The sequence below is a fragment of the Arthrobacter sp. zg-Y1171 genome, assembly GCF_025244845.1.
Lineage (GTDB): Bacteria > Actinomycetota > Actinomycetes > Actinomycetales > Micrococcaceae > Arthrobacter_B.
Map to the genome: position 1 here is coordinate 2,953,884 of NZ_CP104264.1, position 23,975 is coordinate 2,977,858.

22 protein-coding genes are annotated in these 23,975 nt (G+C 66.2%); 6 read left to right on the forward strand and 16 right to left on the reverse strand.

Going from position 1 to position 23,975, the window contains the following annotated elements; translation table 11 throughout:
* The first annotated feature begins 45 nt into the window (after positions 1-45).
* From N2L00_RS13850 to N2L00_RS13870, 5 genes are all read left to right on the forward strand, one after another.
* Positions 46-1,368, forward strand: coding sequence for an extracellular solute-binding protein (locus tag N2L00_RS13850; protein WP_374676596.1), 1,323 nt, complete (start codon positions 46-48; stop codon positions 1,366-1,368).
* On the forward strand, positions 1,365-2,327 hold the full coding sequence (locus tag N2L00_RS13855) for a carbohydrate ABC transporter permease (protein ID WP_255765113.1): 963 nt from the start codon (positions 1,365-1,367) through the stop codon (positions 2,325-2,327). The genes N2L00_RS13850 and N2L00_RS13855 overlap by 4 nt, the downstream gene beginning before the upstream one ends.
* Positions 2,328-3,170: a carbohydrate ABC transporter permease gene (locus tag N2L00_RS13860; RefSeq protein WP_255765114.1), complete on the forward strand. Its 843-nt coding sequence runs from the start codon at positions 2,328-2,330 to the stop codon at positions 3,168-3,170. It begins immediately after the preceding gene.
* Between the two features lie 41 nt (positions 3,171-3,211).
* Positions 3,212-4,471 (forward strand): ABC transporter ATP-binding protein, encoded by a 1,260-nt coding sequence (locus N2L00_RS13865; protein ID WP_255862489.1) that lies wholly within the window; start codon positions 3,212-3,214, stop codon positions 4,469-4,471.
* A gap of 103 nt (positions 4,472-4,574) precedes the next feature.
* A complete protein-coding gene (locus N2L00_RS13870; protein ID WP_255862488.1) occupies positions 4,575-5,552 on the forward strand; it encodes a hypothetical protein in 978 nt (325 codons plus the stop codon).
* 99 nt (positions 5,553-5,651) lie between these two features.
* Here N2L00_RS13870 and N2L00_RS13875 read toward each other — a convergent pair whose 3' ends face one another.
* The 10 genes from N2L00_RS13875 to N2L00_RS13920 all read right to left on the reverse strand — a co-directional run bounded on the left by N2L00_RS13875 (position 5,652) and on the right by N2L00_RS13920 (position 16,299).
* Positions 5,652-7,604: an NHL domain-containing thioredoxin family protein gene (locus tag N2L00_RS13875; RefSeq protein ID WP_255862487.1), complete on the reverse strand. Its 1,953-nt coding sequence runs from the start codon at positions 7,602-7,604 to the stop codon at positions 5,652-5,654.
* On the reverse strand, positions 7,604-9,814 hold the full coding sequence (locus N2L00_RS13880) for a cytochrome c oxidase assembly protein (protein ID WP_396124519.1): 2,211 nt from the start codon (positions 9,812-9,814) through the stop codon (positions 7,604-7,606). The genes N2L00_RS13875 and N2L00_RS13880 overlap by 1 nt, the downstream gene beginning before the upstream one ends.
* Before the next feature lie 180 nt (positions 9,815-9,994).
* Positions 9,995-10,282 (reverse strand): HU family DNA-binding protein, encoded by a 288-nt coding sequence (locus N2L00_RS13885; RefSeq protein ID WP_269440137.1) that lies wholly within the window; start codon positions 10,280-10,282, stop codon positions 9,995-9,997.
* A 483-nt stretch (positions 10,283-10,765) separates the two neighbouring features.
* The gene (gene rpsN / locus N2L00_RS13890) at positions 10,766-11,071 is read right to left on the reverse strand and encodes a 30S ribosomal protein S14 (RefSeq protein ID WP_146360596.1); all 306 of its coding nucleotides are present in this window, start codon (positions 11,069-11,071) and stop codon (positions 10,766-10,768) included.
* Positions 11,072-11,073: 2 nt separating this feature from the next.
* Positions 11,074-11,241, reverse strand: a complete 168-nt coding sequence (gene rpmG, locus N2L00_RS13895; protein ID WP_227919278.1) for a 50S ribosomal protein L33 — start codon at positions 11,239-11,241, stop codon at positions 11,074-11,076.
* Positions 11,241-11,477: a 50S ribosomal protein L28 gene (gene rpmB, locus N2L00_RS13900; protein ID WP_146360594.1), complete on the reverse strand. Its 237-nt coding sequence runs from the start codon at positions 11,475-11,477 to the stop codon at positions 11,241-11,243. The genes rpmG and rpmB overlap by 1 nt, the downstream gene beginning before the upstream one ends.
* Before the next feature lie 374 nt (positions 11,478-11,851).
* Positions 11,852-12,994, reverse strand: coding sequence for a glucose-1-phosphate adenylyltransferase family protein (locus N2L00_RS13905; RefSeq protein ID WP_255765120.1), 1,143 nt, complete (start codon positions 12,992-12,994; stop codon positions 11,852-11,854).
* Between the two features lie 98 nt (positions 12,995-13,092).
* Entirely contained in the window at positions 13,093-13,587 is a 495-nt protein-coding gene (locus tag N2L00_RS13910; protein ID WP_255765121.1) for a MarR family winged helix-turn-helix transcriptional regulator, read from the reverse strand.
* 136 nt (positions 13,588-13,723) lie between these two features.
* On the reverse strand, positions 13,724-15,310 hold the full coding sequence (locus N2L00_RS13915; protein ID WP_255765122.1) for an MFS transporter: 1,587 nt from the start codon (positions 15,308-15,310) through the stop codon (positions 13,724-13,726).
* A gap of 212 nt (positions 15,311-15,522) precedes the next feature.
* The gene (locus N2L00_RS13920; RefSeq protein ID WP_255765123.1) at positions 15,523-16,299 is read right to left on the reverse strand and encodes an SGNH/GDSL hydrolase family protein; all 777 of its coding nucleotides are present in this window, start codon (positions 16,297-16,299) and stop codon (positions 15,523-15,525) included.
* Positions 16,300-16,428: 129 nt separating this feature from the next.
* Here N2L00_RS13920 and N2L00_RS13925 point away from each other — a divergent pair, with 129 nt between their 5' ends.
* Positions 16,429-17,391, forward strand: a complete 963-nt coding sequence (locus tag N2L00_RS13925; protein ID WP_255765124.1) for a diacylglycerol kinase family protein — start codon at positions 16,429-16,431, stop codon at positions 17,389-17,391.
* Positions 17,392-17,423: 32 nt separating this feature from the next.
* Here the strand turns inward: N2L00_RS13925 and N2L00_RS13930 are convergent, their stop codons facing one another.
* From N2L00_RS13930 to N2L00_RS13955, 6 genes are all read right to left on the reverse strand, one after another.
* Positions 17,424-18,377: a M23 family metallopeptidase gene (locus N2L00_RS13930; RefSeq protein WP_255862486.1), complete on the reverse strand. Its 954-nt coding sequence runs from the start codon at positions 18,375-18,377 to the stop codon at positions 17,424-17,426.
* 297 nt (positions 18,378-18,674) lie between these two features.
* Positions 18,675-19,760 (reverse strand): iron chelate uptake ABC transporter family permease subunit, encoded by a 1,086-nt coding sequence (locus tag N2L00_RS13935; RefSeq protein ID WP_255765126.1) that lies wholly within the window; start codon positions 19,758-19,760, stop codon positions 18,675-18,677.
* A complete protein-coding gene (locus tag N2L00_RS13940; protein ID WP_255862485.1) occupies positions 19,757-20,860 on the reverse strand; it encodes an iron ABC transporter permease in 1,104 nt (367 codons plus the stop codon). The genes N2L00_RS13935 and N2L00_RS13940 overlap by 4 nt, the downstream gene beginning before the upstream one ends.
* The gene (locus N2L00_RS13945; RefSeq protein WP_255765128.1) at positions 20,844-21,872 is read right to left on the reverse strand and encodes an iron-siderophore ABC transporter substrate-binding protein; all 1,029 of its coding nucleotides are present in this window, start codon (positions 21,870-21,872) and stop codon (positions 20,844-20,846) included. The genes N2L00_RS13940 and N2L00_RS13945 overlap by 17 nt, the downstream gene beginning before the upstream one ends.
* Positions 21,873-21,944: 72 nt before the next feature.
* Positions 21,945-22,946 carry a siderophore-interacting protein gene (locus N2L00_RS13950; protein WP_255862807.1) on the reverse strand — a complete coding sequence of 334 codons (1,002 nt, stop codon included), beginning with the start codon at positions 22,944-22,946 and terminating at the stop codon, positions 21,945-21,947.
* A 110-nt stretch (positions 22,947-23,056) separates the two neighbouring features.
* Positions 23,057-23,974, reverse strand: coding sequence for an ABC transporter ATP-binding protein (locus N2L00_RS13955; RefSeq protein ID WP_255765129.1), 918 nt, complete (start codon positions 23,972-23,974; stop codon positions 23,057-23,059).
* Position 23,975 lies beyond the last annotated feature (1 nt).

Consider the following 23,975-nt stretch of genomic DNA (forward strand, 5'->3'; position numbering starts at 1 on the left):
CAACGCCGCAGGGGACACTTACGACGAGGTGGAGGCACAGTACCGATGCCAAACGACGCAAGATACTGGGGTCGTACCCGGAAAGGGGCACGGGCTGCGGCCGGCGTTGCTCTGGCCTTGGGCGCAACCCTCCTGACCGGCTGCGGATCCGACGAGGGCGCAGCACCCACCTTGACCTGGTACATCAATCCGGATGCCGGTGGACAGGCCGAACTGGCGAAGCAGTGCAGCGATGCCTCCGGGGGCGCCTACACCATCGAGACCTCCCTGCTGCCGAACGATGCCGCCTCCCAGCGTGAACAGCTGGCCCGGCGCCTCGCGGCCGGGGACAAGAGCATGGACATCATGAGCCTGGATCCGCCCAACGTTCCCGAGTACGCGGAGCCGGGTTACCTGGCACCCGTACCCGATGACGTAGCGGAGCGGACCACGGAGGGCGTGCTGGAAGGCGCCCTGGCCGGGGCAAAGTGGAAAGACAAAGTGGTGGCCGTACCGTTCTGGGCCAACACCCAGATCCTCTGGTACCGCAAATCCGTGGCCGAGGCGGCACAGCTGGACATGACCAAGCCGGTGACCTGGGACCAGATCATCGATGCCGCGCAGAGCCAGGATAAATACATCGGCGTCCAGGGCGCCCGCGCGGAGTCCATGACCGTGTGGGTGAACGCCCTGGTGGCGTCTGCCGGCGGTGAAATCGTGCAGAATCCGGACGCGTCGGCGGATGAACTGCAGCTGGGTCTCGACACCGAGGCCGGAAAGCAGGCAGCAGAGGTTGTCTCCACGATCGGCAAGGAGGGCCTGGGCGGTCCCGGTCTGCCCACCCAGACGGAAAACACCTCCATGATCCAGTTCCAGGGTGACCAGGGTTCGTTCATGGTCAACTATCCCTTCGTCTGGCCGGCCACCAACGCGTCGGTCGAGGAGGGTGCCTTGCCTGCGTCCCTCATCGACGACATCGGCTGGGCCCTCTACCCGGCCATGAACGAGGGCGAGGATACGGCTCCCCCGCTGGGCGGCATCAACCTCGGTGTGGGCTCCAACAGCGAGCACCCCGACCTGGCGTTCGAGGCCATCGAATGCATCGTCTCGCCCGAGAACCAGGCCCAGTACTTCACCACCAACGGCAACCCGCCGTCGAACGAAGAGGCCTACAACGCTCCGGGGATCGAAGAGACATTCCCGATGGCCCCGGTCATCCGGGACTCGCTGGAACTGGCCGTGCCCCGGCCGCAGACCCCCTACTACAACGAGATCTCCACCGGCATCCAGCAGACCTGGACTCCGCCGAGCGACGTCAACCCCGATACCACCCCGGCCGAGAGCCAGGAATTCATTCTCGCAGTCCTTAGAGGGGAGAAACTGCTGTGAGCACTTCCGTCGAAGCGGTCCGGGACGCCCCGGCCAAGCCCACTCCGTCCAAACAGCCCCTCAGTGACCGCGCCAAAGCGGAGCGGCGGCTGGGTTTCTGGCTCGCCGGGCCCGCCTTCATCATCATGCTCGCGGTCACCGCCTATCCGATCCTCCTGGCGCTCTGGGAATCGCTGTTCAAGTACCGCCTGACCGCCCCGGCGGACCGGGAGTTCGTGGGACTGGGCAACTACGCGACCATCCTTTCGGACGGCCTGTTCTGGCGGGACCTGGGGGTGACGGTGCTGATCACGGTCATCACCGTCGTCGTCGAGCTGATTCTCGGCTTTGCCCTGGCCCTGGTGATGAACAGCGCGCTGAAGGCCGTCCGCGGCTGGCTGCGCACCGCGATCCTCGTGCCGTACGGCATCATCACCGTGGTTTCCGCCTTCGCCTGGTTCTATGCCTTCGACATCAACTCCGGCTACATCAACAGCTGGTTCAACTGGGTGCCCGGTATCGACTCGGACCTGAACTGGTTCGCCGACACCTGGACGGCACTGTCCGTCATCATGGCCTCGGAAATCTGGAAGACCACCCCGTTCATCTCCCTGCTGCTGCTGGCGGGCCTGGCCCAGGTTCCGGGCGAGCTGACGGAAGCGGCAGAGGTTGACGGCGCGTCCTGGTGGCAGCGGATGTCCAAGGTGATCATCCCGAACATGAAGGCCGCCATCATGGTCGCCGTCCTGTTCCGCGCACTGGACGCCTTCCGCATCTTCGACAACGTCTACATCATGACCAACGGCGCGTACGGCACCGAGGTGCTTTCGCTGCTGGCCTACCGGACTTCGATTACCCGCCTGGAAATCGGCATGGGCTCGGCCGTGTCGGTGCTGCTGTTCATCTGCGTCATCATCATCTGTTTCATCGCCATCAAACTGTTCAAAGTGGACCTTTCCGGCGCACGAGGGGGTAAATAAGTGAAGTCCTCACCTGCCAAACGGCGGACAATCTGGACCATTATTTCGGTTCTGGTTGTCCTGTACGCGCTGTTCCCCGTGGCATCGATCCTGGCCACCTCGTTCAAGCTGCCCAGCGACCTGACTTCCGGGACCTTCCTCCCGACCAACTGGTCATGGAGCAACTACGAGCAGATCCTCGTCGGCGACGCGCAGGGGCTGTTCCTGAGCAGCCTGCGCAACTCCATCGGCATCTGCCTGATCGCCACCTTCATCGCGGTCATCCTGGCCACCCTGTGCGCCTATGCAATTGCCCGCCTGGACTTCCCGGGCAAGAAACTGGTGCTGACCACGGCGCTGGGTGTCTCGATCTTCCCGGTGATCTCCATCGTGACCCCGCTGTTCAACCTCTGGCGCAACATCGGGCTCTACGACACGTGGCCCGGACTCATCATCCCCTACCTGTCCCTGACGCTGCCGATCTCCATCTGGACCCTGGCGGCATTCTTCCGGCAGATCCCGTGGGAGCTGGAGCAGGCAGCCCAGGTTGACGGCGCCACCACGTGGCAGGCGTTCCGCAAGGCCATCGTTCCCCTGGCCGCCCCCGGCGTCTTCACCACCGCGATCATTGCGTTCTTCATCGCCTGGAATGACTTCGTGTACGGCATATCGCTGACCTCCACCGAGGCGGCGCGGCCGGTACCGGCAGCCCTGGCGTTCTTCACCGGCGCTTCACAGTTCGAGGAGCCCACCGGTGCCATCTCCGCCGCGGCGATCATCGTCACCATTCCCGTAGTTGTCCTGGTGCTCGCGTTCCAGCGCCAAATCGTCTCCGGCCTAACCCAGGGCGCCGTCAAGGGCTAGTTCCCTTTCGGCACCCGGACTGAAGAAAAGGATCCCTAACCATGGCATCTATCACCCTCAAGAACCTCGTCAAGAAGTACGGCGACGGTTTTCCGGCCGTCAACGATGTCAGCCTGGACATTGCCGACGGCGAGTTCATCATCCTGGTGGGCCCGTCGGGCTGCGGAAAATCGACGTTGCTGCGCATGATCGTAGGGCTGGAGGACATCACCTCCGGTGATCTGCTTATCAACGGAGAGCGCGTCAATGACAAGGCACCGCGTGACCGCAACCTGGCCATGGTGTTCCAGAACTACGCGCTCTACCCGCACCTCACGGTCTACGAGAACATCGCGTTCCCGCTGCGCCTGAACAAGGGAAAGTACAACGACGAGCAGGTCCGCAAGCTCGTGACCGATGCCGCCGCAACACTGGAACTGACCGACCACCTGGACCGCAAGCCGGCCAACCTCTCAGGCGGCCAGCGGCAGCGGGTGGCCATGGGCCGCGCCATCGTCCGGCAGGCCGATGCGTTCCTCTTCGATGAGCCGCTCTCGAACCTGGACGCGAAGCTGCGCGGCCAGATGCGTTCGGAGATTGCGCAGATGCAGCGCCGCCTGGGCACCACCAGCGTCTACGTCACCCATGACCAGACCGAGGCCATGACGCTTGGTGACCGTGTGGCGGTGCTGAAGAAGGGCATCCTGCAGCAGGTCGCCTCCCCGCGCGAGCTCTACGAACAGCCCATCAACCTGTTCGTGGCCGGCTTCATCGGATCCCCCTCCATGAACTTCCTGCCTGCAACGCTGGAGAACGGGGTGCTGAAGACCGCCGTCGGCGACATCCGCGTCCCCGAAGACAAGGCAGCAAAGGCCGCCGGCAAGCAGGTTGTGCTGGTGGGCATCCGCCCGGAGTTCTTCGAGGATGCCTCCCTGGTGGAGGAAAGCAAGCTGCAGCACGGTTCCACGTTCACGGCACCGATCACGCATACGGAGTGGCTGGGCAACGAGCAGTACGGGTACATCCACTTCGACCCCACCCCCGAGGTACGCGAGCTGCTGAACAACCTGGCCCGGGACATGGACGCCGACGAGCTGCGCCCGCAGGTGGTGGTGACGCTCGACGCCGCCAGCCGGATCCGCGGCGGACGCGACGCCGAGCTGTGGCTGGACACACGCAAGGTGCACCTCTTCGACCCGGAAACCGGTGAAAACCTCACACGCGACGCCGCAGCGGGCGCCGAGCTGACCGAGGAAGCCAATGCTGCCCGGGCCGAGGAGATCGCCGCTGCCCACGAGTCCGTCCCGGCGGCAGCGTCCTAGCAGCGGGACAACTGGCACAGCCCTCCCCCCAGGGCAGCTGACACGAAGGCCGGACGGGAAACCGATCCGGCCTTCGTCCGTCCGGGCAGGTAACGTAAGAGCAGTGCAGGGAACATCACCGGTAATCAAGGCAGTAGCCGCCTGGCTGCTTGCCCTCATGCTCACCATCGCGGCCGCCGTCGTCGTGATCTACTTCGTTAACGCCAAGACGTACGGCCCCGAGAAACACGTCGAGAGCTATCTGCAGAAGCTGGCCGACGGCGAGGGCGAACAGGCACTCGGGATGCTCAACGCGCAGGTCCCCGAGGCCAACGCCGCACTGCTGGACGGCGATGCCCTCCGTGCCTCCGTGAAGGGGCAGCAGGTGCGTGAAATCGGCGACGCCGAGGAGATCGGCGGGAACCGCGTCGAGGTTGCGGTGGACTACGCCTACGGCGAGGCCGAGGGAACAACCAGGTTCGTGCTGGAGAACACCGGCAAACGCTGGCTCTTCTTCGACACCTGGGACTTTGTGCCGGCCACGCTGCCGACCGTTCAGGTCAATGCTCCGGCGCTGCGGGAAGCAACCCTCAACGGGGTCCGGGTAACGCTCCCGGAGGGCGCCAATACGTTCGCCGCCTTCCCGGCGTCGCGGGTGACGGCCTCCTATGACAGCCAGTACCTGGCCGCCGCGGAGCGGGAGATCCTGGTGTCGGACGACGCCGAGCCGCAGCTCACCCTCGTGCCGGAGGCAACCAAGGAACTGGTTTCCAAGATTGATGCCGGTATCCGCGAGTTCCTCGACGGCTGCACGGCCGCTGACCGTCTGGCGCCTCCGGGCTGTCCGTTCTACCACCTCACCAACAACCGGGTGGACCAGCCAATCAGGTGGAGCATCACCGACTACCCCGACGTTGAACTGACCCAGGCTGAGGGCGCCTGGGTGCTCAGCCCGCTGAGCGGCACCGCGCAGGTCACCGCCACCCAGGTGGACCTCTTCAGCGGCGACAAGAGCCCGCTGGTGGCCGATGAGCCCTTCACCTTCAGTGCTTCCCTCCGCGTGGACGGCGAAAACGTCACGCTGAGCCCGCAGGTCGACTAGCAGCCCTCAACAAAGCGCAGGCGGCGGCATGGATTCCCATGCCGCCGCCTGCGTCGTTAAGCGGGCCCGGTCAGGGCCGCCCTGTCAGGGAAGATGTGCTCAGTCCAGTCCGCGCAGGTCCAGGACCAGCTCGGACTCGCCGCCGGCCTGCAGCACTACCGGAATGCCCCAGTCCTGCTGGTACATGTGGCAGGCCGCGTGGTCCGGGATCTCCCCGCCCGGCTCTCCGTCGCAGGCGGCAGCACGGGCGGTGATGTGGAGTACTCCATCCGTCACCGTGTCGGAGAGCACGAGCTCACGGGTCAGCCCCGTGGCCGTACCGCCGCCGGAAACGAGCAGTGCCTCCGGGGAGGCGGAGATCTTTAACTGCGTGGGATCGCCCCAGCGGTCATCGAGCTTCTGGCCCTTGGGAGCGGCAAAGCGCACCGTCAGGGACATTGGTCCGGCTTCCACGGGGGTCTTCGGCCGCTGCGTCTGCCGGGCGCCTTCATCCACGGACTGGGCTTCCTTCGGGATGGGCAGGCGGACCAGCTGGTGCCGGTTGGACTCGACCACAATCAGCAGCGGTTCGGCGGCGCTGTTGTCCACCAGCACGTCCGAAGGCTCGGAAAGTCCGCGGGCCAGGGTGGACACGGTGCCCGTGACCGGATCGTAGCGCCGCACCGCACCGTTGTAGGTGTCGGCAACGGCCACGGAACCGTCCGGCAGCACGGCTACGCCCAGCGGGTGCTGCAGCCGGGCCTGGGAGGCGGCGCCGTCGCGGAAGCCAAAGTCGAACAGGCCGGTGCCGACGGCGGTTTCCACCTGGATGCCGGTGCCGTCCAGGGACAGCTTGCGCAGGGCGGACGTCTCGGAGTCCGCCACCCAGAGGTTTCCTTCGTTGTCTTCGGCGAGGCCGGAGGACTGGGCGAACCAGGCCGCGGAGGCGGCACCGTCGAGCAGGCCTTCCAGTCCCGTGCCGGCCAGGACGGCTACGGCCCCGGTTACCGGATCAAAGCTGAAGATCTGGTGGGTGCCGGCCATGGCGATGACCAGCTGCTGCAGCTTCGAGGACCAGACCAGGTCCCACGGCGAGGACAGCGAAATGTTGAGCGGGTCGGCGCCCAGCAGATCGGAGGAATCGGAGGGGGCACTGTCCCCCGCGGCTTCACCGGATCCGGCGGATGCCGCACCCGCCTTGGTCTGGTTCCCGGCGTCCAGCAGCCGCTGCACGCCGTTGCCGGCGATGGTCTGGACGGCACCGGTAGCGAGGTTCACCAAACGCAGGCGGTGGTTGACCGTGTCCGCCACTACGACGTCGTACCCTGCCTTTTCCGCCACGTCGGCAGGCAGCAGGGCCACACCCTGGGGTTCGTTGAAGCGTGCCGTCCCGGCGTCGCCGTCCCGCCAGCCCTTGGTGCCGTCGCCGATGGTCCGGCGGACGCCCGTCAGGTCCGCTTCCAGCTCCACGAGGCGGTGGTGGCCCGTATCGGCAACCAGGAAGGTGCCCCCGGGCAGCGCGGTCACCTTTCCCGGGAACCGCAGGTCCCCGGCGGTGGGTTCAGCCGGGACGTAGGGGCCGTCGCCGCGGTGCAGTGTCCCCTTGGCCTCGTGTTCCTCCACAAGCTCGGCCACAAGCGATTCCAGGCCCGCTGCGTGCCCTTCGCCGGACAGGTGCGCCACGATGTACCCCTCGGGGTCCAGGACCACCAGGGTGGGCCAGGCACGGGCGGTGTAGGCCTGCCAGGTGAGCAGCTCCGGGTCATCCAGCACGGGGTGGTGGATTTCGTAGCGCTCCACAGCGGCGGCGAGGGCCACCGGGTCCGCTTCGTGCTCGAACTTCGGGGAATGGACTCCCACCGTGACCAGCACGTCGGAGAACTTTTCCTCCAGGGGCCGGAGCTCGTCCAGCACGTGCAGGCAGTTGATGCAGCAGAAAGTCCAGAAATCCAGCAACACGATCTTGCCGCGGAGATCCTCCAGGTTCAGCTGCCGGCCGCCGGTGTTCAGCCAGTTGCGGCCCTCAAGCTCCGAGGCCCGCACCCGGTATCCGGCGCGCACGGTTTCAGTCATTAACGATCTCCTTGATCCGGGGTCCCGGCATCACGCTGTGCCAGGTTTGCAAACATGTTGTTGTAAGCAGTCAGATCGGCGTCATTATTCCGCTCCGCTGCGCGGTCCAGCCGCCGGGTTTCCCGGGCGTCGCTCTTGGACCACTGATAAGCCACCCCGATGGCCACGAACAGGGTCGGAATTTCACCGATTCCCCACATCAACGAACCGCCCAGCTGCTGGTCCGCCAGGGCCGACAGTCCCCATTCCCGGCCCATGTTCCCGAAGTAGGAAGCCTGGATCAATGCCGTTCCGCCCATCACCGCCACTCCGAAGAAGGCGTGGAAGGCCATGGTGGCGAGCAGGATCACCAGGCGCAGCGGGTACGGCGCGCGGCCGGGCAGCGGGTCGATCCCGATCATCGTCAGGATGAAGATGTAACCGGTCAGCAGGAAGTGCACCACCATCAGCTCGTGCCCAACGTGTTCGCGCAGGGCCAGCCCGAAGAGGTCCGAATAGTAGAAGACCACAATGGAGCCGGCAAAGTTCACGGCGGCCACGATCGGGTTGGTGATGATCTTCGAGAAGCGTGAATGCACTCCGATGAGGATCCATTCCCGGATCCCGCGGGTACCGTCGGTGCGGGGAGTCAGTGCCTTGAGCGCCAGGGTGACCGGGGCTCCCAGGACGAGGAACAGCGGCACCACCATGGTCAGGGCCATGTGCGCCAGCATGTGCGTGCTGAACAGGACCATGCCGTAAACCTGCGGCGCGCCGCAGGTGATGTAGCCGAGGGCCAGCAGGCCAACCAGCCAGCAGGCCGTGCGCCGGACCGGCCATTTGTCTCCACGGCGGCGCAGCCGCACCGCGCCGATGAGATAGGACGTGGCCAGCGTCAGGATGACGGCAACCCAGAGCCAGTCCGGCCGCCACTCGGTGAGGTAGCGTTCCGGCGTCAGCTCGGGCGGGAGGTCGTAGCCGGTCAGGATACGAGCCGGGGAGGCATCCTGGGGAAGCTCTTCGGAACGCGGCGGCGCGGTGCGGCCCAGGGCCACGGCCACGCCGGACACGGCACCCATCACGGCCAGTTCCACGGCAATGAGCTGCCACAGCACCCGTTGGGCCGACAGCCCTCCGTTGGGGACCGCCGTGCCGGCGGGCACCGGGGTACGGGACGGGTGGGAACCGGCGAGGCGCGGAATGATCCAGTTGCGGTGCATCAGCCCCAGAACGCCCAGGAGCAGCGTGAGCCCGGCTTTGGTGAGGACCAGGCCGCCCCAGGGCGTCCCCAGCTGGTCCAGCGAATTGATCCGCAGGGACGCATTGACGACGCCGGAGAGGAAGACCAGCGCGAAGGCGAAGCCGGCGAGGGCCGAGAACCTGGCAAGGACTACGCCCGTGATGGAACCCAGCTGCCTGGATACGACGGCCAGGACAATGATTCCGCCGATCCAAAGGCATACGCCCAGCAGGTGCAGCCCGATCGAGTTCACCGCTGCGGCATGATCGTCCCCGCCGGCGGAGTGCCCGATCAGGGCGGTGGGGAGCAGGGCGCCGACGGCGAGGACCAGTGTGAAGGCCAGCATGCCGAGGGACCGCACGCCGAAGGACAGTGCGGTGACTACGGCGGCGATGATGCTCACTGCCAGCCAGGCCCGGCCGGTGGAAAAGTCAGTCAGGAAGGACGCCAGGCCCGCCGTGTAGGTGGAGTCGGTGCCGAGCGGCAGGCCGGAAACATCCGAGTACGTAAACACCATCACCGCCAGCGCGGAGAGCGTCCAGACGACCGCGGCAACCGAGGTCAGGGTCAGCGCACGGGTGAACGCAGGATGCTCGGGCTCAGCAGGTGCAGGCCGGCCGGACGTGTTTTTCCGCACGCGTCGAAAATTCAGGCTTTTGGGCAGGATCGTCACGGCGAAAACAAGCGAGCCTATAACGGCAGCCATGGAAATATTCTGCACGGCCTTCGCTGCGGGGAGCGCCCAGCGGGTCAGCGATCCGGGATCCCCCAGCTGCGTTGCTCCGGCGGCACCGGTGAAAAGCATGGCCGCTGCCAGGGCGATGAAGGCGAGGGCGCCGGCGGCTGCAAGCCAGCCGGTGCGCACGCCGGGAACAGCGCTGCTGCTCGCCCCTGCTGCGCTTGGGTCGCCCCCGTTGCCGTGCTGCGGAAGCCGCGAACTGCCGGCGGGGCGATCGGTCTGGGTTTTGACGGATTTTGGCACAGTACCCATTCTCTACCCGCTGTAAAAATAGGGCCAATCATTGTCGCGGCTGTCACGGGTTTGCAGCCGGTGCGGCCGCGGCGGCATTTCGGCTGGGCTCCCCGGCCGGTACCCGAAAACACGGGAGGGCCGGCATCTTCGCGATGCCGGCCCTCTCAAATGCTGCGGCAGGTTGCCGCTGGTGTTCTGCTACTTCTTGGTGGAGACGGCAGCCTTCAGCTTGGAGCCGGCGGTCAGCTTGACGCTGTGGCCTGCCGGGATCTGAATGGTTTCGCCGGTCTGCGGGTTGCGGCCCGTACGTGCAGCGCGGTCGGTGCGCTCAACTGCCAGCCAACCCGGGATGGTGATCTTCTCGCCCTTGGCAACGGAATCTACGAAGATGTCGAAGACGGCATCCAGCACGCCGTTGACTGCGGTCTGGCTGTTGCCGGACTTTTCTGCAACTGCGGCAACAAGTTCACTGCGGTTCATAGCCAATTTATGTCCTCCTGGACTCTGGGGTAACTCGAGCGGAACGCGGATGCGAAACCGCCGCTGTTCGAAAACTTACCAGCTTGGACCCCCAACTCCGGCAAAAACCCCTGCATTTAGCGGATTTTTCCCGATAACCCGGCCGAAAAGTGGCTTTTTGCCCTCAATAAGCAGTCAACTCGCGTGGAAGCTGGTCCCGTGATATGCGGTTGCCGGCGGGGCCGTCGGAGCCGGCGCCCGCGGGTCTTGTTCCTCCGCCGCGGGGCCTCGGCCGACCCCGCCCCGCATCCGGTGTGCAGATAACGGGCTTATCCGGGGCCCGTAACCCCGATATCTGCGCTATCAGTGCCGGACCGGCCTCCGGACGGGTGGGACAGCGAAATCCTTGTCAGGGAATTCCATCCGGTGAGGCCGGCCCGCAAAAGGGTCGTTAACAGCAAGAAGGACGGCCCCGTTGAGGGACCGTCCTTCTAAAGCGGTAGGCAGTGCTTACCAGCTGGACTTCTTGATGCCCGGCAGTTCGCCTGCGTGGGCCATGTTGCGGAAACGCACACGCGAGATACCGAACTTCTGGAGGGTACCGCGGGGGCGGCCGTCAATCTGGTCGCGGTTACGAAGGCGGACCGGGGAAGCGTTGCGCGGAAGCTTCTGCAGGCCGAGGCGTGCAGCTTCGCGGGCTTCGTCGGTAGCGTTAGCGTCGACCAGGGTCTTCTTCAGTTCGAGGCGCTTGGCAGCGTAGCGCTCAACAACAACCTTGCGCTGCTCATTGCGGGCAATCTTGGACTTCTTTGCCATTCTTAGCGCTCCTCACGGAAATCGACGTGCTGGCGGATCTTGGGATCGTACTTCTTCAGAACCATACGATCCGGATCGTTACGACGGTTCTTGCGAGTTACGTAGGTGTAGCCGGTGCCCGCAGTGGACTTCAGCTTGATGATCGGACGTACGTCCTTGTCCTTAGCCACTACAGCTTCACACCCTTCGCGATCAGATCGGTAACAACAGCGTCGATGCCGCGGATGTCAATCGTCTTGATGCCGCGTGCAGAAACCTGCAGCGTCACGTTGCGGCGCAGGGACGGAACCCAGTAGCGCTTCTTCTGAATATTCGGGTCGAACCGACGCTTGTTGCGGCGGTGCGAGTGCGAAATGCTGTGACCAAAGCCGGGGATGGCTCCGGTTACCTGGCAGTAAGCTGCCATGATCTCTCCTCCAGTTGTAGTAAATATGACGGTCCTCAAAAAACAGACACAAGGCGGAAGCGCCTAAGCACCTGCCATAAAGAGCGTCCCGCCACCAGTTTTGACACCGTTATTACTGCGACTTTCCGGAGGTTAACCTGGCGGGGTGAGATCCAGCCGAAGTGCCTCGCCGCGGGGAAGACGGTGAAGTTCAGGCAGCCGAACGGGAGAACCCGGCTCGACAGCCTTCAATTCTAGGTTTATACGGGTGGCCGTGCAAATACTCCCCTGCCCGCGCGGAGCGGAACAGGTTAACACACACACGACTTAACGCCTCTCTATCCTAGGGGCAACGGGCGTTTCGTTCAAACTCGGAGGTACCTGCGTGCCGGGTATCACGACGACGGCGCGTCCGCCTTTGAATCGCGTCCCACCACGGCCACGCCGTTTTCGGGATCCAGCTCCGCGCCGTCCAGTTTCCGCCCTCCGCCGATCACCGTCGTGGAGTCCACGATCAGGTTTGCGATCCGCGCTCCGGACCGGACCACCACGCCGTCCAGCAGCACGCAGGAATCCACTTCGGCACCGGCCTCCACTACTGCACCGGCGCTGAGAACGCTGCGGCGGACGCTGCCTTCGACCCGGGCACCGGGAGACAGCAGGCTCTCCACGGCGACACCGTTCGGCCCGACATAGGCCGGCAGCCGCCGCGGGCTGGCGGAGAGGATCGGCCACTGCGGATCATCAAAATCCAGGCCGTTGCCCTCGATCAGGTCCAGGTGCGCCTGGTGGTAACTGCGCGGCGTGCCCATGTCCCGCCAGTACCCCGGCAGCCGGTATTCCACGACCTTTTCCTGCTCCACCAGGTAGGGAATGAGCTGGTCGCCGTAATCCTCGAGCTGGCCGTCCCGCTTCACCAGGGTGTCCAGTGCGTTCAGGAGGACATCGGTGTCATAGAGGAAGATCTCCGCCGCCACCAGGTCCGTCTTCGGGTCCTGGGGCTTGTACTCGAATCCGGTGACCAGCCCGTCGGTTACCTCGACCACCCCGTGGTCTCCCGGGTTGTTGTTGATCTTCGTGGTGACCAGGGTCAGGGCCGCCCCGTTTGCCTGATGCGTTTCGACGACGTCGCGGTAGTCCAGACGGTAGAGATGGTCGGCGCTGAGCACCAGCACGAGGTCCGGATCAAATTCGCGGATGTACTCCGCCTGGCGGTACAGCGCGTCCGCGTTGCCCTGGGCGAAGCCTTCGCCGTCGCCGCCTTGGAAGGGCGGAAGCACCCGCAGCCCGCCCTGGGTGCGGTCAAGGTCCCAGGGCCGCCCGCTGACCATCTGGTCATTGAGCGACTGGGGCTTGTACTGCTCCACAATCCAGACATCGCCGAAGCCGCTGTTGTGCAGGTTGGAGAGGGAAATGTCGATGAGGTTGTAGGACCCGGCAACCGGGATGGCCGGTTTCGCTCGGTGGTCCGTTAAGCTGCCCAACCGTCCGCCGGCACCGCCGGCGAGGACTACGGTCAGGATTCGGGGTACGCGCATGCTGTGGTGCCTCTCATCGTGCCGTGGATATCGAGCGTTAGCTCAGTACTAACCACGTTAACAAGGGCAGGCACCCGGGCAACAAGTTGACTTTGGCGCTACGGTGCCTGATTCGGCCCGAGAATGCCGTTGCCGGGGTCGAGGCGGGCGAGTATCTTCTTTCCCACCCGTTCCAGATCCGCGACGTCTTCGTCGGAGAGGGCATCGAAGACCGCCTTCCGGACGGATTCAACATGTTCCGGCGCGAGTCCTTCGAGGGCGGCCATGCCTTCATCCGTCAGTGCCGCCGTCGTCACCCGGGCATCCGCAGGCGAGGGAGTCCGGGACATCCAGCCGCGCTGCTCCAGTTTCTTCACCACATGGGAAAGCCGGGACAGCGAAGCGTTGGAGCGCGCGGCCAGCTCGCTCATCGGCAGGGACCTGCCTTCGGCCTCGGAGACCATGGCCAGGACGTGGTAATCGAAGAGGGTGATCCGCGCACGGCGGAACAGATCGGCGTCGAGCGCGGCCGGGAGAAGGCCCGATACCGCGTACAGGGCCAGCCAGGCCTGCCGTTCCGGGGCGCTTAGCCAGCGGGGGGTGCTCTCAGTCATCCCGGCGTTCCTCTCGTCAAAGCTTTACGTTTCAATGATCGCAGGGTTGGGGCTGCGCTCCAACCGGTGCCCAACGGCAGGAGCCGGCCGGTCGCGCGGGGCGTCCGGCCGGCTCCTGTGGCTGGCGGTATTGCGGTTAGCGGCTGACGCCGGGCTCCGCGCGGTTGTCAGCGGGCTGTGCAGTGGAGGGCGCCTGCTGGCTTCCCAGGGTGTCGAACGGCAGCGAATCGACGTCGAGCAGCGGGTTCTCGTCCTGGCCGGCCACCAGTTCGTGTGCCTCGGCGTGGGTGTCCACGCTCGGCATGGAACCGGGCATCGGCCGGTTGGCCGATTCCTTCATAACGCCCACGGCAATGGCACCCGCCACGGAGGTGAACATCAGCCAGTAGGCCGGCATCATGTCGTTGTCCGTAAGGGTGATCAGGCCCTGCATGATCAGCGGCGCGGTGCCGCCGAAGATGGCAACGGCGAAGTTGTAGGAGATGCCCATGGCACCGTAGCGGCTGGCAGTCGGGAAGAGCGCCGGCAGTGCGGAGGCCAGGTTGGACACGTAGAAGGTCACCGGGACGGCGAGCAGCGCCAGGCCAAGCAGGGTGGTGGCAACCGGACCCTGGCCAATCAGCCAGAAGGACGGAACGGCCAGGACGATGGTGGAGCCGGCACCCATCCACAGCACCGGACGGCGTCCGATGCGGTCGGAGAGCTTGCCGGTGAGCGGAATGCACAGTGCCATCAGAACCAGCACGGGGATGGTCAGCATGGTGCCGTGGACCGGATCGTAGCCCTTGGAATCCGTCAGGTAGGAGGGCATGTAGGACGTCAGCGCGTAGCCCACGGTGTTGGCTGCGGCCACGAGGACCATGGCCAGCACGATCGGACGCCAGTAGGCACGGAAAATGCCCATGGTGCCCAGCGACTCGGTTTCGTCGCCGGCCTTGGCGCCGGCTTCCTGTGCATCCAGGGTGGCCTGGAACGCCGGGGATTCTTCGATCTTGAGCCGGAAGTAAATGGCGACGGCGCCCATCGGCCCCGCAACCAGGAACGGGATGCGCCAGCCCCAGTCCACCATGTCGGCGTCGGAGAGCAGCAGCTGCATTACCGATACGACGGCTGCACCCAGGGCGAAGCCCAGGTAGCTGCCCAGGTCCAGGATGCTGGCGAGGAAGCCGCGCCGCTTGTCGGAGGCGTATTCGGTAACAAAGGTGGTGGCACCGGCGTACTCGCCGCCGGTGGAGAAGCCCTGCAGCAGCTTCATGAGCACCAGCAGGATCGGAGCCCAGATGCCGATGGTGCCGTAGCTGGGCAGCAGGCCGATGACGAAAGTGGAACCGGCCATCATGATCAGCGTGATGGCCAGGGTCTTCTGGCGGCCCATACGGTCGCCGAGGCGCCCGAAGACGACGCCGCCCAGCGGACGGGCGATGAAGGTGGCAGCGAAGACGCCGAGGCTGAAGAGCAGCTGCGCGTCCTTGTCGGCGTCGGACAGGAAGACGGCACCCATGGTGACGGCGAGGTAGCCGTAGACACCGACGTCGAACCATTCCATGGTGTTGCCGACAACCGTGCCGCCGACAGCCTTTTTCATCATGGACTTGTCGACGACATTTACGTCGTCCACCTCAAGACGGCGGCGCCGCAGGGGGGACCTGCGGGTCTTGCGGGCCGTCGGTCTGGACGGTGAATCCGGGGTTCCGGAGACGTGGGGGGGTGCATCTTTCGGCATGTGGGCCTTCCCTCGATCGAAGTCGGCTGCTGGAGACAGAAGCAACCACCCGAACACCACACGGTGCCGGGCAGGCCTACAAGTTTAGGAAAAATGCGGTGCATCCACCGAATCGAGGAACGTAATTTCCCTTGTCAGGGCAGGGGCCGGGAGCGGTTTCGGTAGACAAACAGCGTACTTATCGCCGCATATGTGATTTCCCGCACGGGCGTTTACGAAGCGGGCAGCGGCGGGTGCGTCAGGTCCGGATAACGGGGGCTGAGGTTGTCCCCGGAAGACACTCCGCGGAGCCTGCGGCTCACCCACGGACCGAGGTATTCGCGCGCCCACTGGGCATCCCGGCGGAGCTGCTCCACCCGGTTGCGCGCGGGCAGCTCCTCCAGCTCCGGAGTGCTAATGGCGTCCGTTCCGCGGAGCACTTCCAGCACCTTCTTGGCGGTCAGCATGTGACCGGCCGGGGACATGTGCAGGCGGTCCACGGCCCAGTACCGTTCGTCCTGGAGGTTCTTCATGCGCCAGTAGTCCACCAGCACGGCGTCGTTCTTCTCCACCGCCTCGCGGACCAGTTCGTTGTAGATCGCCGTGCGTCCGCGGGTGCGGCCGAAGACCGGGGAGTTGCCCGAATCGAATCCCGTGAAGACAAGCACCGCGGCACCGCTGGAGCACAGCTTCGCAATCCCGGCGTCGTAGGCGGCAACTATGGCGTCAATGTCCACCTTGGGACGCAGGATGTCATTGCCCCCGGCATAGATGGTCACCAGCGTGGGCGACAGCGCGATGGCGGCATCCACCTGCTCGTTCAGGACCTGGTGCAGCTTCTTGCCGCGGATGGCGAGGTTCGCATACCCCCAGGAGCTGTCCGCGAGCACCAGTTGCTCGGCCACGCGGTCCGCCCAGCCACGCACGCCGTTGGGACGGGTCTCATCCTCGTCCCCCACGCCTTCCGTAAACGAATCACCCAGGGCCACGTATCGCTGCTTGAAAGTCACCACCACAGATTACAAGCTTCCTCGGGAAACTCCCGTTCCAAGCAGGATGCCGCGCACGCCGCCGACGGGCTCCGTGCCGGGCTAGACTCAGAGCCGGACCATAGTTCGCATGCTTACGATAAGGACACCATGACCAGCCCAGACACCCAGTCGCGTCCCCGTGCCGCCGTCATTGTGAACCCCATCAAGAAGACGGATTTTGACGTCCGGGTGCGGGTTGCGGAAATCTGCGCCGACGAAGGCTGGGATGAGCCGTTGTTCTTCGACACCGAGGAAGCGGACCCGGGGCACTCCATGGCGCGCAAGGCCATGGAAGCCGGTGTCGACCTGGTGATTGCCGCCGGCGGAGACGGTACAGTGCGCTGCGTCGCCGCGGAGCTGGCCGGCACCTCCTTCCCCATGGGCCTGCTGCCGCTGGGCACCGGCAACCTCCTGGCCCGCAACCTTGACATCGGCGTCGATGACCCGGAGCAGGCGGTCCGCGCCGCCCTCAACGGCACGGAGCGGCGCATCGACGTCGTCCACGTCACCGTTGACGAAGCCGTGGACAGTGACACTTTCCTGGTGATGGCGGGGCTGGGCTACGACGCCGGCATGATGGCGGACACCAAGGACACGCTCAAGGACAAGATCGGCTGGCTGGCGTACGTCGACGCCGGCATCCGGAACCTTCCCGGCAAGCCCGTGAAGACCACCATTTCGATTGACGGCGGCAAGCCGGTCCACCGCCGTCTCCGCAGCGTCATGGGTGGCAACTGCGGCAAGATCACCGGCGGCCTGGAGATTTTCCCGGGTGCCAAACTCGATGACGGCCTGCTCGACATCCTGACCCTGGCGCCCAAGGGCAAGCTGGGCTGGGTTGGCGTGGTGACCGGGCTGCTGCGCCGCGGCAAGGGCAGCAGCACCGCAGTGGAGTACTACCAGTGCAAGCGTGCCGAGGTGTGGGCCGAGTCGCCGCTGGACTTCGAAATGGACGGCGACCATCTGGGCAACGCCACCCATATCCTGTTCGAGATGGATGCCAGTGCCCTGCGCATCCGGATGCCCCACGGCAAGAAGGACCCTGCGGTCCTCACCAACCCGGTGCCGTAACCCGTGAACCGGGCCGTCTCCGGACGGCCCGGTTACAACCAGCCCATCGGGTCTTCGTAGTCCCCGTGGCGCAGCACTTCGAAGTGCAGGTGCGGCCCGGTGGAGTTGCCGGTGCTGCCGACTCCACCCACCACCGCGCCGGCGTCCACGGCCTGCCCCACACTCACGTCAATGCTGTTGAGGTGGTTGTAGGTGGTCTGCAGGCCGTCGCCGTGGTCAACAACCACGCGCAGCCCGCCGCCGCCGGTGGTATGCCAGCCGGCTTCGGTGACGGTGCCGCCGAGCATGGCCTTCACCGGGGTTCCGGTCACCGCGCCGAAGTCCGTTCCGGTATGGAATTCCAAGGCGCCCGGGGCCAGCGGGTTGTTCCGGTTGCCGAACGGAGACGTGACCACCATGTCGTCCACGGGCGGGACAGGTCCCGGGTCCGGTTCGGCAACCGGTTCCGGAGCAGGCTCGGCGGCCGGTTCCGCTGCAGCCGGTTCCGCCGCAGCTGCCGGTTCGGGCGCCTCCCCTGCCGGGGCACCGGCGTCCGCGCCGTCCGTACCGTCTCCGCCGTCCGTGCGGTGGACTGTGGGCACCTCGGACACCACAACCTGGCGTTCAATCCGCAGGTCCGGTTCGACTGCTCCGGCCGTTCCGGTGACGAGCCCGCCGATAGCGACGGCGGCGGCGATGGACAGTGCACCGGTCCGCCGGTTAGGGGCATCGTTCTCCTGGATCCAGTTCCTGGTCCGTGCGCCCAGCACCTTGGCGTGGGCCCCCAGTTCCTTTGCCCGGGCCCCCGCCTCCTTAACCGCACGGCCGCTCAGGTCTTCAGCCCGCGTACGGAGCGTTCCGGCCTGGGTGCGCAGGTCCTTTGCGCGGGCCCGCACGCGTTCGGCGGAGATCCGGAGATCAAGGGGATTTCGCTTGGGAGCCTGTTCGCCCGCAGGGAAGGAATCGGAGTTCTTTGAATGTGCGGAGTCTAAAAAGTGCTCGGTCAACAATCACCTCAGTGTGCGTTGGTCAAGGACTCTTCTGTGATCCGGACTTTCTGCCGTCCGTTGCGTTCTCCGGGCCCGGGTAGCCTTCACCGGGTTCCCCGGAGCACTCAAGCCGGATTGGAACGTACCTGCGGGACCATCCCGGTCCTCCGCATGGCAATCCGGCCCGCTTTTAATTTTAGGAACCGGGAGGCCGCCGGTCCCCCTTTTGTGGCCAATCCCAACACACCCCGTGACCCGTGTCCGGCACCCCCGTGTCAGGGCTCTCGCCAACGCCGGGCCCACGGCCGGTCCGGCTCAGAGCACGCCCTTGCGTGCTTCCCCGAACAACAGGTAGCCCAGGTAGAGGCTGCCCAGGGCCGCGGTGAAGATGCCCACGGGAAGGGCCGCACCGACGTCGATCTGCTGGACGGCGAAGTCGGACAGCGTCAGTACCAGCGCACCTACCAGCGCCGGTGCGACAACACCGGGTGAGGAAACCCCGAGCAGGCGCAGCGCGATCTGCGGGGCAACCAGGGCCACGAACGCCACGGGCCCGCACACGCTGACGGCCGCTGCAGCCAACACCACCGCCAGTAGGACGGCGACCGTACGGGTACGCACCACCCGGACGCCGAGCCCGGCGGCTATGTCATCGCCGAGGGACACCAGGTTCAACTGCCGCTGCAGTGCTGCCGCGGCGGGCAGTACAAGGACGACGGCGACGGCGATCGTGGCCACATGGGACCAGGACCGGGAAGCCAGGGACCCGTTGAGGTAGAAGGCCAGTGTCTGCGCCTGCTGTTCCCCCACAGTCGTCATCGCCAGCGAGGTCAGGGCGGTTGCTACGGCGGAAATGCCGATACCGGCCACAATCAGCTTCCCGGGCCGCGCGAATCCGCGGCCGGTACTGAGCCAGACCAGTCCCACTGCCACGGCACCGCCCAGGATCGCGGCGACGGGTACGGGCAGGTAGCCCGGCCAAAGCGTGGTGGCGGCGGCTCCGGCAGCCGCACCGCTGGTCAAACCAACCACCTCGGGACTGCCCAGCGGGTTGCGGGTGACCGTTTGGAAGAGGGATCCGGCCACACCGAACGCGATGCCTGCGCCCACTGCGGTCAGGAACCGCGGCCCGCGCAGCCGTTCGAGCACAAAGGAAGCACTTCCCTCCGGCGGCGAGACGGCAAGTCCGAACAACTCGCGCCAGGTCAGCCCCAGCTCCCCTGCGGTCAGCGTGAATGCTCCCACCAGGATCAGTGCGCTGGTCAGGAGGAGGCAGATCAGGAGGCTGCGCCTGCGGTACTGGAAGCTCACGCGCTTCCCCAGGCGGAAGGTGCGGGTTCCGGGTGCCGTGCGAACGCCGCGCGTGGTGCGGTTCCCCGGCACGGTGCGGACGCCGCTCATGCCACTGCCCGCATCCGGCGGACGGCCAGGATCAGCAGCGGTGCGCCCAGCAGGGCGGTGATGACGCCGGTAAGCATTTCCCCGGGCTGTGCCACGAGGCGGCCGGCGACATCCGCAAACAGGAGCAGGGCAGGCCCGACAACGGCGCTCAGGACCAGCAGCCAGCGGTGGTCCGGGCCGGTAAAGCTGCGCACGATGTGGGGCACCGCGAGGCCGACAAAGCCGATGGGCCCGACGGCTGCGGTCGCCGAGGCGCACAGGAGAGCGGCGGCCAGGGCACCGGTGACCTTGGCGGTCTGCGGCCGCAGCCCGAGTGATGCCGCCGCTTCCTCGCCCAGTGCCAGGGCATTCAGGGTCCGGCCGGTGGCGAGGGCGGCAACCAGTCCCACCAGGAAGAACGGCAGCACGTCATAGGCCTGTTCCATGGTCCGGCCGCTAAGGGACCCCACTGCCCAGAACCGGTACATGGTGAACACATCCGGCCGGGTCAGGGCAATGGCCTGGATGTAGGAGAGCAGCACCGCAGAGATCACGGTGCCGGCCAGCACCAGCCGGACCGGCGTCGAACCGCGCCGGCCGGAGGCCAGGCCGTACACCACCAGTACGGTGAGCAGCGCACCGGGCAGGGCTACCCAGACATTCGCGCTCGTGGCGCCGAGGCCGAAGAACGCCATGCCCGTGACCATCGCGGCTGCGGCTCCAGCGTTGACGCCCAGGATGCCGGGATCCGCGAGCGGATTGCGGGTCAGGCCCTGCATGATTACCCCGGCCACGGCCAGGGCGGCTCCGGCCACCATGCCCAGGACGGTCCGCGGCATCCGGCTGGCTACCACGTCATCTGCATAGGTGCTGCCGGTGCCGCTGATTTCCGTCCACAGCGAGGCCGCGACCTCCGCCGGGCTCAGCTGGTGGGCGCCGACGGCGAGGCTGGTGATGACCGCGAGGAACAACATGCCCAGCCCTGCGGCCAGCAGTGCCGTCCCGCGCCCGGCGCCCAGCAGCGGACGCCGGGGAGCGGCCTGCGCACCTGCACCGGCCGCTCCCGGGTTTCCGGCCTGCGCCGGAACCAAGCCAGGCGTCGAATTAGTCGACCTTGGCAACTGCTTCTTCAATCATCGGCTCGAACCGATCCAGGACCCACGGAACGCTCAACGGCGTCAGGAAGCTGGAGGCCATGCCGACCTGGCGGTCCAGGCTGCGCACCACGGAGTCGCGTTCAACCGCGGGGATCTGCGCGAAAAGCCGCTGTTCTTCGGTGCGCTGCTGCTCTGCTTCGTCGTTGTACCAGGTGAACAGCACGTCGACGTCGTTCAGCTTGCCTGCGTTCTCCAGCCCCAGGTCCGAGGTGAAGCTTCCCTCGCTCGAGGGAATGTCCCGCACCTCGGGGGCCACGGTCATGCCCAGCGCGGTGAGGATATCCACGCGTGCGTCACCCTCGTTGTAAAGCACCAGGGAGCCGGGGGCGCCGCCGCCCCAGACATAGGCGAAGGTCTTTCCGGCAAACTCGGGATGCTCGGCGGCGCTGTCCGCAAGGGACTGTCCGATGCCGTCAACTGCGTCCTGTGCTGCCTCCGGTTCGCCGAGGGCTTTGCCGATGAGCGAAATCTGGTCATCCCAGCTGATGTTCCAGGCCTGCTCCGGGTAGGCCACTGTGGGAGCGAGATCGTTGAGGATGTCGAAGTCCTCCTGGGTGATGCCGGAGTTCGGGGCCAGGATCAGGTCCGGTTCCAGGGCAACAATGGCATCAATGTCAATGTCCTGCCCTCCGGTGAAGGTGGCCGGGAAATCGTCGCCGCGCTCCTCGATGGCTTCGCTGACCCACGGGTAGTTGCCGTGTTCGTCGTTGCCCCAGGTGACTTCTTCGACGCCCACCGGCGTGGTGCCCAGCGCGACGGCGGTGTCCGCGGAGCCCCAGCCGATGGTGACCACGCGTTCGGGCTTTTCCTCAACCACGGCCTGCCCCAGGGCGGAGTCGATGGTTACCGGGAAGTGCTCCGACCCTGCGGTGCTTGCCCCGGCCTCCGGGCTGTCCCCCGCGTCTGCGCCGCAGCCGCTCAGGGCCAGCAGGACCGCAGGGACCACCAGCGCAGCGGCAATCGGAGTTCTTTTCATGGTTCTTCCTCTCAGGAGGACGGGCCCGCCGTGTGGCAGGCCCGTCGAATGAAAAATCAGGTGGGGAATCCGTTAGGAAAGCTCGGCGCGGCCCTTGCGCCAGTAGCCCATAAAGGCCACCTGCTTGCGGTCGATCCCGACGTCGCGCACCAGGTAGCGGCGCAGGCCGCGCACCACGGCGGCCTCTCCGGCAATCCAGGCATAGAAGGGAAGGGCACCGGACGGGGCGTGCGGATTCCGTGAGGCTTCCACCACGGCGGGATCCAGCCGCTGCGGGGTTTCCCACAGGATGGCCTCGTCCACGTTGACTTCCTCGGGTTCCCGCAGGGTGGGGCTGGGACGGAACGGTGCGCCGTCGGCCGTCTCCACCGATGCCCAGCCCGGCAGCGCCACGACCTGCCGCACCGCGGCGTCGAGCAGTTCGCCGTGCGGCCGGGAGCCGCGGGCCAACCAGATCATCTGCACGCCGGAGTTGGTGCTGACCTCCTGGCGGTCGCCGCTGGACGGAATTTCCATCAGGGCGTGGCCGGTGACGTCTTCGGGCAGCGACTCCAGGATTGCGGTGATGGCCGGTACGGCGGTTTCATCCCCGGCGAGCAGCACGTGCCGGGCCATGCCGGGACGCCATTCGATGCCGCCGTAGGACTCGGCGGTGACGCACTGGGCAACGTTCGGTCCAATGATGCAGACCCGGTCCCCCGGTTCCGCGGAGGCCGCCCAGCTGGAAGCCGGCCCGCCCTTGCCGTCCTCGTCGAAGTGCATCACGAAGTCGACGTCGATCTCCGGTTCGGGTCCGGAGCAGCGTGCATCGCGGACGGTGTAAGTGCGCATGCAGCCGCGGGTGGCCGGATCCAGCTTCAGCCAGGCCTGGTACCAGCCGGCGTCCAGCGTGGACAGGTCCGGCAGCGGCAGGGAGGTGCCGTCCGCGTCGACGCAGGGAACAATCACCTTGATCCGCAGGTCATGGGTCAGTCCCTGCACGCCGAAGTCGGCCAGGCAGGGACCGGCGAAGGTGACGCGCTGGAAGTTGGTACCCACCCGGGCAATCCGTTTGACCTCAACGTCGAAGGACATCACGGCGCCGGCGCTTCGGGCCCGGCGGCCGTGGCGGGCCGGAACGGGTGCGGCGGGTGCGGCGGTTGCGGCGGAAGCCGCAGTTGCCCCGTTGGCGGAGCGGACGTGCGTCATGATGCGGCCTCCATGGGCTCGTTGATGCCGGACCGGCGCTGGCCGTCCCCCGGATTGGGCAGGTAGCCCCGTGGTTTTTCCGGCTCCGGTTCGGGTTCCGGCTCCGATTCCGTTTCCGGTGCGGCGCTGTGGTGGCGGCCAAGCGGGACGACCATCGGCGTGCCGGAGACCGGGTCCGGGATGACGCGGGAGGCCAGCCCGAAGACGGTGCCCACCAGTTCCTCGGTCACGACGTCGGCCGGGGCGCCTTCCGCGGCAATCTTCCCGTCCTTCATGGCCACCAGGTGGTCCGCGTAACGGGCGGCCAGGTTCAAATCGTGCAGCACGATGGCCACGGTGGTGCCGGCCCGCCGGTTGAGGTCGGTAATCAGGTCCAGGACTTCGATCTGGTGGGTGACGTCCAGGAAGGTGGTGGGTTCGTCCAGCAGCAGGATGTCTGTTTCCTGTGCCAGGGCCATGGCAATCCAGACCCGCTGGCGCTGGCCGCCGGAAAGCTCATCCACGCTGCGTCCGGCCAGGTCCACCGTGTCCGTGGCGGCCAGTGCGGCGGCCACCGCGTCGTCGTCGGCGGAGGTCCACTGCCGGAACCAGCCCTGGTGGGGGTAGCGGCCGCGGCCCACCAGGTCCGCCACCGTGATCCCCTCGGGGGCGGTGGGTGTCTGCGGAAGCAGTCCGAGCGTGCGCGCCACCTGCCGGCTGGGCACGGCGGAGATGTCCTTGCCGTTCAGGTAGACGGTGCCGGCGGTGGGCTTCAGCAGCCGGGCCAGGCCCCGCAGCAGGGTGGACTTTCCGCAGGCATTGGCACCGACGATGATCGTGATTTTCCCGGCGGGGAGGGTGAGCGAAAGCGAGTCCACCACTTTGCGCTCGTCGTAGCCGAGCTCCAGCTTTTCAGCGGAAAGCAGGTTCTCCATG